This is a genomic window from Nonomuraea composti (assembly GCF_012034275.1).
In the GTDB taxonomy this organism is placed as follows: Bacteria; Actinomycetota; Actinomycetes; order Streptosporangiales; family Streptosporangiaceae; genus Nonomuraea; species Nonomuraea composti.
This window is the reverse complement of sequence record NZ_JAATEP010000011.1, coordinates 75,831-88,284: the sequence shown is the minus strand read 5'-3', so window position 1 is coordinate 88,284 and position 12,454 is coordinate 75,831. Positions and strand designations below refer to the sequence as shown.

Sequence of the window (12,454 nt, the reverse complement as noted above, 5' to 3'; positions counted from 1 at the left end):
AGGTTCAAGGGCACCCGCCGCCATCGGGGGGCGGGGTCAAGATGAGGGGGGACACACCCGGGGCACCGGCCGCAGGCGATGCGAAACGCGTGATGAGACGTCAGGTGTTCCTGTCACTCAACGCCGGGGATGTTATCGGATATTCCCCGGCTATGGGTCCGGACTTTCCGAAACCCGCAAGGCATGCTTAAACCCCTGACGTTTTACCGCCAGGGGTGACAGCAGAAAGATCAGACGTTGAAGCCTAGCATACGGAGCTGCTCGCGCCCCTCGTCGGTGATCTTGTCAGGGCCCCATGGCGGCAGCCAGACCCAGTTGATCTTCACGTCGGAGACCATGCCGTCGAGGGCCGAGTGCGCCTGGTCCTCGATCACGTCGGTCAGCGGGCAGGCCGCGCTGGTCAGCGTCATGTCGATGGTCGCCACCGGCTGGCCGCCGTCGGCGGGGTCGAGGTTGAGCCCGTACACCAGGCCCAGATCCACGACGTTGATGCCGAGCTCGGGGTCCACGACGTCCTTGAGCGCCTCCATGACCTCCTCGACGGTGGTGTCACCGTCATAGCCGGTCGGCGTCTCAGTGGGCTTGCTCATTGCCCAGCACTCCTCACAACAGCGTCCTTGTAGGCCATCCAGGAAAGCAACGCGCATTTAACGCGCGCCGGGAATTTGGCCACGCCCGCGAACGCGACCGCGTCGCCGAGGACCTCCTCGTCGGCCTCCACCTGCCCCCTGCCCTGCATCAGCCGGGTGAACTCGTCGACGACCGAGAGCGTCTCGTCCACCGTGGATCCGGTGGCCAGCTCGTGCAGCACCGAGGCGGCGGCCTGGCTGATCGAGCAGCCCTGCCCCTCGTAGGACACGTCCAGGATCTTGCCGGCGTCGCCCACCTTGACCCTGAGCGTGATCTCGTCGCCGCACGTCGGGTTCACGTGGTGAACCTCGGCGTCGTACGGCTCGCGCAGCCCCCGCCCCTGCGGGTGCTTGTAGTGCTCCAGGATCAGCTCCTGGTACATCGACTCGCCGATCATGGCTATGCGAACACCTTCTGAACGTGATGCAGGCCGCGCACCAGGGCATCGATCTCGCCCGTGGTGTTGTACAGGTAGAACGACGCCCGCGTGGTCGCGGGTATTCCGAAGCGCAGGTGCAGCGGGCGCGCGCAGTGGTGCCCGACGCGGACGGCCACGCCGAACTGGTCGTCGAGGATCTGCCCGACGTCGTGCGGGTGGATGCCCTCCAGGGTGAAGGACACCGTGGCCCCGCGCCCCTCCAGCGTCTCGGGGCCGATGACGCGCAGCGTCGGCACCTCGCGCAGGGCCTCCAGCGCGTACGCCGTCAGCTCCCGCTCGTGCGCCTCGATGGCGTCGAGCCCGACCTCGGTGAGGTAGTCGACGGCCGCGCCGAGCCCGATGGCCTCGACGATCGGCGGCGTGCCCGCCTCGAACTTGTGCGGGATCGGCGCGTACGTCGAGTGGTCCATCCAGACCGCCTCGATCATCTCGCCGCCGCCCAGGAACGGGGGCATGGACTCCAGCAGCTCGGCCCGCCCCCACAGCACGCCGATGCCGGAGGGGCCGACCATCTTGTGACCGGTGAAGGCCACGAAGTCGGCGCCCAGCTCCGTCATGTCGACCGGGTGGTGCGGCACGGACTGGGAGGCGTCGAGCGCGATGAGCGCGCCCACCTCGTGCGCCCGCGCGGCCACCTCGGCCACCGGGTTGACGGTGCCCAGGACGTTCGACTGGTGCGCGATCGAGACGATCTTCGTCCGCTCGGTGATCAGGGCGGGGTCGTAGTCGAGCCGCCCCTCGTCGGTGACGCCGAACCACTTCAGCGTCGCCCCGGTGCGCTGCGCGAGCAGCTGCCACGGCACGATGTTGGAGTGGTGCTCCATCTCGGAGATGACGATCTCGTCACCGGGGCCGAGGGTGAAGCGCGGGTCGGTGTTCGCCGGGTTGCCGAAGCTGTAGGCGAGCAGGTTGAGGGCCTCGGAGGCGTTCTTGGTGAAGATCACCTCGTCGCGCGACGGCGCCCCGACGAAGCCCGCGATCTTGTCGCGGGCGCCCTCGTAGGCGTCGGTCGACTCGGCGCCGAGCACGTGCATGGCGCGCCCGACGTTGCTGTAGTGCAGCGCCAGGTGCTCCCGCATGGTCTCGATGACCTGGTTGGGCTTCTGTGAGGAGTTGCCCGAGTCGAGATAGACGAGCGGACGCCCGTCGGGCAGCTCGCGGGAGAAGACCGGGAAGTCTTTCCTGATCTTCTCCACATCGAAGCTGGTGGAAGTCATGCAGATGCCTTCGTGTACTGCTCGTAGCCCTCGGCCTCGAGCTTCTCGGCCAGTTCTGGCCCGCCCTCCTCGACGATCCGGCCGGCCGCGAACACGTGCACGAAGTCCGGCTTCACGTAGCGCAGGATGCGGGTGTAGTGGGTGATGAGCAGCACGCCGGTCTCGCCCGAGGCGCGGAAGCGGTTGATGCCCTCCGACACCACGCGCAGGGCGTCGACGTCGAGGCCGGAGTCGGTCTCGTCGAGCACCGCGATCTTCGGCTTGAGCAGCTCCATCTGGAGGATCTCGTGGCGCTTCTTCTCGCCGCCGGAGAAACCCTCGTTGAGGTTGCGCTGGGCGAAGGCGGGGTCGATGGACAGCGCGTCCATGCCGGCCTTCAGGTCTTTGGCGAACTCGCGCAGCTTCGGCGCCTCGCCGCGCACGGCGGTGACGGCCGAGCGCAGGAAGTTCGACACCGACACGCCGGGCACCTCGACCGGGTACTGCATGGCCAGGAACAGGCCGGCGCGGGCGCGCTCGTCGACCGACAGCTCCAGCAGGTCCACGCCGTCGAGCAGCACCTGGCCGCCGGTGATCGTGTACTTGGGGTGGCCGGCGATGGCGTAGGCGAGCGTCGACTTGCCCGAGCCGTTCGGGCCCATGATGGCGTGGGTCTGCCCGGCCTTCACGGTCAGGTTGACGCCGCGCAGGATTTCCTTGTCCTCGACGGCGACCTGGAGGTCACGGATCTCAAGGGTGGACATGTTGCTCAGGACTCCTTCGAGAGCGAGACGAGGACGTCATCGCCGTCGATCTTGACTGTGTAGACGTTCACGGGTTGGGTGGCGGGCGGCCCGGTGGGCTTGCCGGTGTGGATGTCGAAGCACGAGCCGTGCAGCCAGCACTCCAGGGTGCCGTCGTAGACCTCGCCCTCGCTGAGCTTGACCTCGGCGTGGGAGCACACGTCGTGCAGGGCGAAGACGTCTTCGCCCTTGCGGACCAGCGCCACCGGGGTCTCGTCGGCGCCGACCTCGACGCCGATGACTCCCCCGTCGGGAATGTCCGCGACCTTGCACACCTTCTCGAACGCGCTCACCGGGACAGCTCCGCCTCCAGCGCGTTCATGACGCGCTCGCGGATCTCCTCGATCTGGATCTTCTCGACGAGCTGGCCGAGGAAGCCCCGCACGACCAGGCGGCGCGCCTCGTCGTAGGGGATGCCGCGGGCCTGGAGGTAGAAGATGTGCTCGTCGTCGAGGCGGCCGGAGGCGGAGGCGTGCCCCGCGCCGGCGACCTCGCCGGTGAGGATCTCCAGATTCGGGACCGAGTCGGCGCGGGCGCCGTCGGTGAGGATGAGGTTGCGGTTGAGCTCGTAGGTGTCGGTGCCCTCGGCCTCGACCCTGATGATCACATCGCCGATCCAGACGGCGTGCGCGGCCTCGCCCTGCAGCGCGCCGCGGTAGTCGACGTTGCTCTTGCAGTTGGGCTGCGAGTGGTCGACCAGCAGGCGGTGCTCCAGGTGCTGCCCGGCGTCGACGAAGTAGACGCCCGACATGTCGGCGTCGCCGCCCGGCGCGGTGTAGGTGACGCTGGGCGACAGGCGGACGAGGTCGCCGCCGAGCGTCACCACGAAGCTGCGGAACGTCGCGTCCTTGGCGAGCTGCGCGTGATGGTGGGAGACGTGGACCGCGTCGTCGTCCCAGTCTTGGAGGCTGACGACCTTGAGGTTGGCGCCGTCGCCGACGACGAACTCGATGTTGTCGGCGTAGACGGCGCTGCCCTTGTGGTCGAGCACGAGCACGGCCTCGGCCATCGGCTCCACCTTGACCACGATGTGGCCGTAGGTGGCGCCGTCGCCCTCGCCGGTCAGCGTCAGCACGGTCGGCTTGGAGGTGACGGCCTCGCGCGGCACCGTGATCACGGTGGCCTTCTCGAAGGTGTTCCACGCCTGGGCGCTGACCCGGTCGGTCGGCATGAACGACTTGCCCACGCGGGCGTCGTCGCGGCCGACCGTCTCGACGGTGACCTCGGGGGCGGCGTCGACATCGACGCGGACGTGGCCCACGGGCTCGGCCTTGCCGTTGTGCAGGCCCTTCAGGCGCGACAGCGGCGTGAAGCGCCACGCCTCCTCGCGCCCGGTCGGGACGTCGAAGTCGCCCAGGTCGTAGGACGCCTTCTCGTGCAGGGTCGACAGGGGCTTCTCGTTCAGGCCCATCAGCCGACGGCTCCTTCCATCTGCAGCTCGATCAGCCGGTTGAGCTCGAGCGCGTACTCCATGGGCAGCTCACGCGCGATCGGCTCGACGAAGCCGCGCACGATCATCGCCATCGCCTCGTCCTCGTCGAGGCCGCGGCTCATGAGGTAGAACAGCTGGTCCTCGCTGACCTTGGAGACCGTGGCCTCGTGGCCCATCGAGACGTCGTCCTCGCGGACGTCGACGTAGGGGTAGGTGTCGGAGCGGCTGATCTGGTCGACGAGCAGGGCGTCGCACTTGACGGTGCTGGCGCTGCCGTGGGCGCCCTCCTCGATCTGCACGAGACCGCGGTAGGAGGTGCGGCCGCCGCCGCGCGCCACCGACTTGGAGATGACGCTGGAGCTGGTGTTGGGTGCCAGGTGCACCATCTTGGAGCCGGCGTCCTGGTGCTGGCCCTCGCCGGCGAACGCGACGCTCAGCGTCTCGCCCTTGGCGTGCTCACCCATGAGGTAGACGGCCGGGTACTTCATCGTGACCTTGGAGCCGATGTTGCCGTCGATCCACTCCATGGTCGCGCCCTCGTAGGCGACGGCGCGCTTGGTGACCAGGTTGTAGACGTTGTTCGACCAGTTCTGGATGGTCGTGTAACGGCAGCGGGCGTTCTTCTTCACGATGATCTCGACGACCGCGCTGTGCAGCGAGTCGGAGGAGTAGATCGGCGCGGTGCAGCCCTCGACGTAATGAACGTAGCTGTTCTCGTCGACGATGATCAGGGTGCGCTCGAACTGGCCCATGTTCTCGGTGTTGATCCGGAAGTAGGCCTGCAGCGGGATCTCGACCTCGACGTTCGGCGGCACGTAGATGAACGAGCCACCGGACCACACGGCGGTGTTGAGGGCGGCGAACTTGTTGTCGCCCACCGGGATCACCGAGCCGAAGTACTCCTTGAAGAGCTCCTCGTGCTCCTTGAGGCCCGTGTCGGTGTCGACGAAGATGACACCCTTCTCCTCGAGGTCCTCACGGATCTTGTGGTAGACGACCTCGGACTCGTATTGTGCCGCGACGCCGGCGATGAGGCGCTGCTTCTCCGCCTCGGGGATGCCGAGCTTGTCGTAGGTGTTCTTGATGTCGGCGGGCAGTTCGTCCCAGGAGGCGGCCTGCTTCTCCGTCGAGCGCACGAAGTACTTGATGTTGTCGAAGTCGATGCCGGTGAGGTCGGAGCCCCACGTGGGCAGCGGCTTCTTGTCGAACAGGCGGAGGCCCTTCAGGCGAAGGTCGAGCATCCACTCCGGCTCGTTCTTGAGCGCGGAGATGTTGCGGACGACCTCCTCGGACAGGCCTCGCTTGGCCGCCGCACCCGCGGCATCCGGGTCGGCCCAGCCGAACTTGTAATTCCCGAGGCCTTCCAGCTCCGGGCGGTCGGTGACAGTCACCTTCCGGTCTCCTTGCTCTTGTCTCTATGTGCGGAATCGGCCAAAGACTGCGGGGTCACGTGCGTCGTGCACACCCCGTCGCCGTGGGCGATCGTGGCCAGGCGCTGCACCGGGGTGCCGAGAAGCTGCGCGAACGCCTCCGTCTCGGCCTCACACAGCTGCGGGAACTCCGCGGCCGCGTGCGCCACCGGGCAGTGGTGCTGGCAGAGCTGGTCGCCGCCCGACTTGGCCTTGGTGGCCGAGGCGGCATACCCCTCTGCCGACAGCGCCTGCGCCAGCACCTGCACGCGCTGGTCCGCGGGCACCGTCGCCATGACCGGCTGCAGTCGCTCCAGCAGGCTGGAGACCTGCTCGCGGGCGAAGTCGGACACGGCTTCTCGCCCCAGACGCTCGGCCAGGAAGCGCAGCGCGCGCCCGGCCAGGTCGTCGTAGGCGTGCTCGAAAGCACTGCGCCCCGCGTCGGTGATCGCGAACAGCTTGGCCGGCCGTCCGCGCCCGCGCTGACCGCGCGGGCGCACGGTGCGAGGCTCGATCATCCCGTCGGCCAGCAGCGCGTCGAGGTGACGCCGGACGGCGGCGGGCGTGAGCCCGAGCCGCTCGCCGAGTGCCGCGGCCGCGACGGGACCATGCTCAAGAATCAGCCTGGCCACGCGGGCGCGGGTGCCGCGCTCACCACCGGGCTCCATCGTGGGCATGTTTTTCACAACATCAGTGTGCCGTAATTCCTTCCCGCATCACAAACGGATCCGAGCAGGGGCGGGAATGGAATTTGTCACGCAGGGTAGCCTTACCTAACCTTTGCCCGGCCCAGAATCGTGAACGCCAGGGCCGAGCAGAGGAAGAGCCCGAGCATGACACACGCCATGGGCAGCGCGGACCCCGTTCCGGCAAGTCCGACCAGCGGGGCCGCGGCGGCGCCGAGCGCGAACTGCAGCACGCCCGTCAGCGCCGAGGCGCTGCCGGCGACCTGCGCGGGCTGGGAGCCGAGCGCCAGCGCGCCCGTGCCCGGCAGGACGAGACCCTGGCCCAGCATGATGACGACCAGGCCGCTCACGATGCCCCACAGGCCGAGGTCCGCCAGCGCGGCGGTCATCAGCAGGGCCGCGCCCAGCAGGCCGATGCCGAGCCCGACGCGCACCAGCAGCACGGGCCGCACCCGCCCCGACAGCCGGCCGCCGATCTGGGAGGTGGCGATGAGGGCGAAGGCGTTCATGGCGAAGATGAGCGAGTACTGCTGGGGCGTGGCGCCGTACACCTCCTGGAGCACGAACGGCGAGCCCGAGATGTAGCCGAACATGGCCGCGAACGCCAGGCCGCCGGTCAGCGCGAAGCCCATGAACGTGCGGTCGCGCAGGAGCTGCCAGAACGTGCTGACGGTGTGCTTGAGTCCGCCGCTCTCGCGTTCCTCGGCGGGCAGCGTCTCGCGTACGCCCGCCACGACGGCCAGCAGCAGCAGGACCCCCGCGATGCTGAGCGCCACGAACACGCCCCGCCAGGAGGTGAACGCGAGCAGCTGCGCCCCGGCGATCGGGGCCAGGATCGGCGCGAGGCCGCTGACGAGCATCAGCGTGGCGAAGATGCGGGCGATGGCGGCGCCGTCATAGAGGTCGCGCACCACGGCCCGCACGATGACCAGCGCGGCGCCGCCCAGCATGCCCTGCAGCAGGCGGAAGACGATGAGCATCGGCACCGAGGGCGCGAACGCGCACAGCAGCGAGGCCACCATGAACCCGGCCACGCCGATCATCAGCGGCACCCGCCGGCCGCGCACGTCGCTGGTCGGGCCGGCGATCACCTGCCCGAGCGACACGCCGATGAGGCAGGCGGTGAGGGTGAGCTGGACCTGCGCCTCGCCGCTGAGCATCTCGGCGGTGATGGCGGGCAGCGCGGGGAGGTACATGTCGATGGACAGTGGCCCGATCGCCGACAGCGCGCCGAGGATCAGCAGCAGCAGTCCCCCGCGGCTCTTCTGGCTCTGCCTGCTCTGCTGGACGACGGCGGACGTGGCGACTTCTGCCACGGACATGCGCGAACCCCTCTCCCTCGTAGACCGGCGGCCCACGAGGGCCGAGGGATCAAACCAGGTTTCGGTCCTCCGAATTCCCAATCATCAGATATTTCCCGAAACTTCGGTGAACGGGCTCCCGAACCGGACGAACGCCGTCATCCTGGCCTGCGGCCCGGACCGCCTGGCGGAGTCCCTACACTCGTGGCCATGGATTCCCCAGCCGTCGAGATCGTCGACCTGGTCAAACGCTACGGCGCCGGCACCGCCGTCGACGGCCTCACCTTCCGCGCCGAGCGCGGCGCGGTCACCGCGGTCCTCGGGCCCAACGGCGCGGGCAAGACGTCCACGGTGGAGATCTGCGAGGGGTTCCGCAAGGCCGACGGCGGCACCGTCAAGGTCCTGGGCCTGGCGCCCGCGCGGCCCGAGCTGCGCGCCCGGGTCGGGGTCATGCTGCAGGCGGGCGGCGTGCCGCCGGCGATGCGCTGCGCCGAGTGGCTGCGGCTGGTCTCGCGCTTCTACGCGCACCCGCTCGACCCCGGCGCCCTGCTGGAGCGGCTGGGGCTGACCGGCCACGTCCGCACCCCGTACCGGCGGCTGTCGGGCGGGCAGCAGCAGCGGCTGTCGCTGGCGGCGGCCGTCGTCGGGCGGCCCGAGCTGGTCTTCCTCGACGAGCCCACGGCCGGCCTCGACCCGCAGGCCAGGCACGCCTGCTGGGAGCTGGTGGGCGAGCTGCGCGCGGCCGGGGTGTCGGTGATGCTGACCACCCACCACATGGACGAGGCCGAGCGGCTGGCCGACCATGTCGTGATCATCGACAGGGGCCGCGTGGTCGCCGAGGGCACGCCCGCCTCGCTGACCGGGGCCGAGCGGCAGCTCAGGTTCAGGGCCCGGCCGGGGCTGGCGCTGGAGGAGCTGCTGAACGCGCTCCCGGCGGGCAGCGCGGCCAAGGAGTCGCCGGCCGGCCACTACATCATCGAGGGCCTGGTGGGGCCGGAGCTGCTGGCCACGGTGACGGCCTGGTGCGCGGCCGAGGGCGTCACAGCCGACGACCTGCGCATCGAGCGCCGCACCCTCGAAGACGTCTTCCTCGAGCTGACCGGCAGGGAGCTGCGATGACCGCGCCCGACTTCGGCAGGGAGCCGCGAGCGCTCGACCTCGTCAGGGGGCTGCGATGACCGCGCTCGACTTCAGCCCCGCCCCCGGGGCGGCGCCGTTCCCGCGCATGGTGCTGGCGCAGGCGGGCGCGGAGGTGCGCGCCATGCTGCGCAACGGCGAGCAGCTCCTGCTCACCCTGATCATCCCGGTGCTGCTGCTGACCGGCTTCTCGCTGGCGCCGCTCATCGACGTCGGCACGGAGCGGCGGGTCGACTTCCTGGCCCCCGGCGTGCTGGCGCTGGCCGTGATGTCCACCGCGTTCACCGGGCAGGCCATCGCCACCGGCTTCGAGCGCCGCTACGGCGTGCTCAAGCGGCTCGGCGCGACCCCGCTGTCCAGGAGCGGCCTCATGCTGGCCAAGACGGCGGCCGTCGTCGCCGTGGAGGTCGTGCAGGCCGTGGTCATCGTGGCCGTGGGGCTGGCGCTGGGGTGGCGGCCGCACGGGTCGTTCCTGAGCGCGGCGCTGCTCGTGGTGCTGGGCACCGCGGCGTTCAGCGGCCTGGGCCTGCTCATGGCGGGCACGCTGCGCGCCGAGGCCACCCTGGCGGCGGCCAACCTGGTCTACCTGGTGCTGCTGGGGGTGGGCGGGGTCATGTTCCCCCTGACCAAGTTCCCGGCCGGGGTGCGGCCCGTGCTGGAGGCGCTGCCCATCTCGGCGCTGACCGGCGGCCTGCGCGCGGTCCTCGCCCAGGGCGCGGCGCTCCCGCTGGTGCCGGTGGCCGTGCTCGCGGCCTGGGCGGTGGTGTCGTTGGGGCTGGTCTCGCGTACGTTCCGGTGGGAGTGAGGCGGCACCCCTAGCGGGCCTTGTCTGCGTGCGCGGCGGTGTAGCGGCGGCGGGTGAGGGCGGCCGCCGCCGTCAGCGGGACGGCCGCGGCCGCCGCCAGGCCGAACAGCAGCCCGTAGCGGCCGTCCTGGGCGAGCGGCCCGCCCGCCCACGACGCCACCGCGCTGCCCACGAACAGGGCGCAGGCGAAGAAGGCGATCGTGGTGCCCCTGGCCTCGGGCACGACGGAGGTGGCCCAGGTCTGCAGCGAGGAGTGCAGGAACGACCAGCCGCCCCCGAGCAGCAGCGCCGTGACGGCGACGGCGGGCACGCTCACGTGCACGGCCACGATCGCGAACCCGGCGCAGAGCTGCGCGCCGCCCACGACCATCAGCAGCGGCGCGGGCCAGCGGCCCGACAGGCGCTTGACCAGCTTGGCGAAGCCCCACAGCCCCAGCCCGTACGCGGTGATCGACAGCCCCGCCACGGCGGCGGCCAGCCCGGTGTGCTGCAGCGCCGGCGCGAGGAACGGCATGGCGCCCAGCATGATCGCCCCTTCGGTGAAGGCCAGCGCGAACACCAGCAGCGCCCACCGCTGCCCGAGCACCGCCCGCAGGTGGCCGAGCATGCCGTCGCCCGCGTTCTCGTGCCGGGGCGGCTCGGGCAGGGAGCGCAGCGACAGCGCGCAGGCCAGGGCGCAGGCGGCGGGCACGGTGAAGGCCACCCGCCAGTCCACGAGGCCCGCGACGATGCCGCCCAGCCCCGTGGCCAGCGCGGTGCCCAGGGCCGCGGCGGCCATGAGGTCGGTGAGGGCGCGCTGGCGCACGGACGGCGCGACGGTGTCGCCCACGTACGTCAGCCCCGTGGGGATCACCGCGCCGAAGCAGGCGCCCGTGACGACCCTGGCCACGACGAGCGACCACAGGACGGGCATCAGCGCCGAGGCCGCGCCCGCCAGCGCCGCGCCGAACAGCGCCCAGCGCATCACCCGAACCCGGCCGAAGCGGTCGGACAGCAGGCCCCACAGCGGCTGGGTCAGCCCGTACGCCAGGTAGTAGCCGCTGGCGGCGGCGACCGAGGCCGACAGCGGGACGCCCAGGTCGGCGGCGATGAGCACGAGCATGGGGCTGACGGCGAAGCGGTCGAAGCTGCTGACGAAACCGGAGACGGACAGGGCCAGTGGAGGACGGGCGAGACTCACGGGAAGTGCGGGGGCTGTCATACCTCCATGGTGGATATGTCCGGATAAATGATCCAGTCAGCAGGAGTACCACCTTGGGCGCGGCGGTGTCGGAGCCGTTGAGTAGGCTCTGACGATTGCTTTCGTCCCCTGATCTTCCTGTACGAGGAGTTTCGTGACCGCCTTCGCACTCGACGACCCCATCGGCCGGGAGCCCATCGGCCGCTGGGGGTTGTCCCGGCAGGGGAGCCTGCTCCGCGCCGCCGCCGACTCGATCCCGCCCTCCGGGCTCGTGCTGCTGGGCATCTTCTCGGTGCAGCTCGGCGCCGCGTTCGCCAAGGAGCTGTTCGCGTCGCTGCCGCCGAGCGCGGTGGTGTTCCTGCGCATCGCGGCCGGGGCGCTCATCATGGGGGCGATCGCGCGGCCCAAGCTCAAGGGGCTGGGCTGGCGTGACTGGGCCGTCGGCGTCGGCTTCGGCCTGACGCTCGCCGTGATGAACCTCACCTTCTACGAGGCCCTCGCCCGCCTGCCGATGGGCATCGCGGTGGCCGTCGAGTTCCTCGGGCCCCTCGGCGTGGCCGTGGCCGCCTCCCGGCGGCGGATCGACCTGCTGTGGGTCGGGCTGGCCGGGCTGGGCGTGGTGCTGCTGGCCCCGTGGGGCGAGTCGGCGTCGGTGAGCTGGATCGGCATCGGGTTCGCGCTGGTGGCCGGGGCCTGCTGGGCGGCCTACATCCTGCTGTCGGCGGCGGCCGGGCGGCGCTTCCCCGGCACGAGCGGCCTGTCGTTCGCGATGATCGTCTCAGCGGTGGCGATCGCGCCGATCGGCGTCACGACCGGCGGCGCCGACCTGCTCCAGCCGGAGCTGCTGCTCATCGGCCTCGGTGTGGGGCTGCTGTCGTCGGTGATCCCGTACTCGCTGGAGCTGCAGGCGCTGCGGCGCATGCCCAAGCACGTGTTCGGCATCCTGATGAGCATGGAGCCCGCGGCGGCGGCGCTGATCGGGGTGCTGCTGCTCGGCGAGATCCTGCACGCCCAGCAGTGGGCGGCCGTCATCTGCATCGTGGCCGCCAGCCTCGGCTCCACCCGCGTGCGCAAGCGGTCATGAGGGCCGCCGCGCGCCCGTGGGATGGGGTCTCGGGCGCGCGGCGGTGGGCTCGGCTCGATGGGCGGGGTGAGCCGAGCCCATGGAGGTCAGCGGAGTGCGGGTGTCCGCTTGACCAGGCATGTCGCCGCATGATCCGCCGGTGGCGGACCGGGATGGCAGGGCCGCCGGCGCTCGCCTCCAGGCGTCGCTCGGCAGGTCCGCATCGAGATTACCGCCATCCGGGAGTGCCCGATCCCCGAATGTCGGAACTTGCGCTCAGTGTTCGGAGCAGAGACGTTCGGGCCAGAAACGTTCGGGCCAGAAACGTTCGGGCCAGAAACGTTCGGGCCAGAAACGTTGGGACCAGAAACGT

The 12,454-nt window shown here is 70.5% G+C and carries 13 protein-coding genes; 3 read left to right on the top strand and 10 right to left on the bottom strand.

Annotated elements, in window-relative coordinates:
- Nucleotides 1–230: 230 nt before the first annotated feature.
- The 9 genes from HCN51_RS17605 to HCN51_RS17565 form a co-directional block, all read right to left on the bottom strand.
- Complete coding sequence (locus HCN51_RS17605) at nucleotides 231–590, bottom strand: metal-sulfur cluster assembly factor (protein ID WP_168010663.1); 360 nt, start codon at nucleotides 588–590, stop codon at nucleotides 231–233.
- The gene (sufU, locus tag HCN51_RS17600; protein ID WP_080037108.1) at nucleotides 587–1,027 is read right to left on the bottom strand and encodes a Fe-S cluster assembly sulfur transfer protein SufU; all 441 of its coding nucleotides are present in this window, start codon (nucleotides 1,025–1,027) and stop codon (nucleotides 587–589) included. Before sufU ends, HCN51_RS17605 begins: the two co-directional genes overlap by 4 nt.
- Before the next feature lie 2 nt (nucleotides 1,028–1,029).
- A complete protein-coding gene (locus tag HCN51_RS17595) occupies nucleotides 1,030–2,286 on the bottom strand; it encodes a cysteine desulfurase (protein WP_080037107.1) in 1,257 nt (418 codons plus the stop codon).
- Nucleotides 2,283–3,029 (bottom strand): Fe-S cluster assembly ATPase SufC, encoded by a 747-nt coding sequence (gene sufC / locus HCN51_RS17590; protein ID WP_080037106.1) that lies wholly within the window; start codon nucleotides 3,027–3,029, stop codon nucleotides 2,283–2,285. The genes HCN51_RS17595 and sufC overlap by 4 nt, the downstream gene beginning before the upstream one ends.
- A 5-nt stretch (nucleotides 3,030–3,034) precedes the next feature.
- Nucleotides 3,035–3,361 carry a non-heme iron oxygenase ferredoxin subunit gene (locus HCN51_RS17585; RefSeq protein ID WP_080037105.1) on the bottom strand — a complete coding sequence of 109 codons (327 nt, stop codon included), beginning with the start codon at nucleotides 3,359–3,361 and terminating at the stop codon, nucleotides 3,035–3,037.
- The gene (gene sufD, locus HCN51_RS17580) at nucleotides 3,358–4,479 is read right to left on the bottom strand and encodes a Fe-S cluster assembly protein SufD (protein ID WP_080037104.1); all 1,122 of its coding nucleotides are present in this window, start codon (nucleotides 4,477–4,479) and stop codon (nucleotides 3,358–3,360) included. The genes HCN51_RS17585 and sufD overlap by 4 nt, the downstream gene beginning before the upstream one ends.
- Entirely contained in the window at nucleotides 4,479–5,891 is a 1,413-nt protein-coding gene (sufB, locus tag HCN51_RS17575) for a Fe-S cluster assembly protein SufB (protein WP_080037103.1), read from the bottom strand. Before sufB ends, sufD begins: the two co-directional genes overlap by 1 nt.
- Entirely contained in the window at nucleotides 5,888–6,586 is a 699-nt protein-coding gene (locus tag HCN51_RS17570) for a helix-turn-helix transcriptional regulator (protein WP_080037102.1), read from the bottom strand. The genes sufB and HCN51_RS17570 overlap by 4 nt, the downstream gene beginning before the upstream one ends.
- Nucleotides 6,587–6,678: 92 nt before the next feature.
- Nucleotides 6,679–7,917: a multidrug effflux MFS transporter gene (locus HCN51_RS17565; RefSeq protein ID WP_168010662.1), complete on the bottom strand. Its 1,239-nt coding sequence runs from the start codon at nucleotides 7,915–7,917 to the stop codon at nucleotides 6,679–6,681.
- A 189-nt stretch (nucleotides 7,918–8,106) separates the two neighbouring features.
- Here HCN51_RS17565 and HCN51_RS17560 point away from each other — a divergent pair, with 189 nt between their 5' ends.
- Nucleotides 8,107–9,015, top strand: coding sequence for an ABC transporter ATP-binding protein (locus HCN51_RS17560; protein ID WP_168010661.1), 909 nt, complete (start codon nucleotides 8,107–8,109; stop codon nucleotides 9,013–9,015).
- Between the two features lie 55 nt (nucleotides 9,016–9,070).
- A complete protein-coding gene (locus HCN51_RS17555) occupies nucleotides 9,071–9,838 on the top strand; it encodes an ABC transporter permease (protein WP_168010660.1) in 768 nt (255 codons plus the stop codon).
- 10 nt (nucleotides 9,839–9,848) lie between these two features.
- On the opposite strand, the gene HCN51_RS17550 is transcribed toward HCN51_RS17555, so the two are convergent.
- A complete protein-coding gene (locus HCN51_RS17550) occupies nucleotides 9,849–11,039 on the bottom strand; it encodes an MFS transporter (RefSeq protein WP_168010659.1) in 1,191 nt (396 codons plus the stop codon).
- Nucleotides 11,040–11,172: 133 nt separating this feature from the next.
- Here HCN51_RS17550 and HCN51_RS17545 point away from each other — a divergent pair, with 133 nt between their 5' ends.
- Nucleotides 11,173–12,102 carry an EamA family transporter gene (locus HCN51_RS17545; protein ID WP_168010658.1) on the top strand — a complete coding sequence of 310 codons (930 nt, stop codon included), beginning with the start codon at nucleotides 11,173–11,175 and terminating at the stop codon, nucleotides 12,100–12,102.
- Nucleotides 12,103–12,454 lie beyond the last annotated feature (352 nt).

Coding starts and splice junctions, on each gene's coding strand:
- HCN51_RS17605 (WP_168010663.1), bottom strand. CDS start 590: ATGAGCAAGCCCACTGAGACGCCGACCGGCTATGACGGTGACACCACC.
- sufU (WP_080037108.1), bottom strand. CDS start 1,027: ATGATCGGCGAGTCGATGTACCAGGAGCTGATCCTGGAGCACTACAAG.
- HCN51_RS17595 (WP_080037107.1), bottom strand. CDS start 2,286: ATGACTTCCACCAGCTTCGATGTGGAGAAGATCAGGAAAGACTTCCCG.
- sufC (WP_080037106.1), bottom strand. CDS start 3,029: ATGTCCACCCTTGAGATCCGTGACCTCCAGGTCGCCGTCGAGGACAAG.
- sufD (WP_080037104.1), bottom strand. CDS start 4,479: ATGGGCCTGAACGAGAAGCCCCTGTCGACCCTGCACGAGAAGGCGTCC.
- HCN51_RS17570 (WP_080037102.1), bottom strand. CDS start 6,586: ATGCCCACGATGGAGCCCGGTGGTGAGCGCGGCACCCGCGCCCGCGTG.
- HCN51_RS17565 (WP_168010662.1), bottom strand. CDS start 7,917: ATGTCCGTGGCAGAAGTCGCCACGTCCGCCGTCGTCCAGCAGAGCAGG.
- HCN51_RS17560 (WP_168010661.1), top strand. CDS start 8,107: ATGGATTCCCCAGCCGTCGAGATCGTCGACCTGGTCAAACGCTACGGC.
- HCN51_RS17555 (WP_168010660.1), top strand. CDS start 9,071: ATGACCGCGCTCGACTTCAGCCCCGCCCCCGGGGCGGCGCCGTTCCCG.
- HCN51_RS17550 (WP_168010659.1), bottom strand. CDS start 11,039: ATGACAGCCCCCGCACTTCCCGTGAGTCTCGCCCGTCCTCCACTGGCC.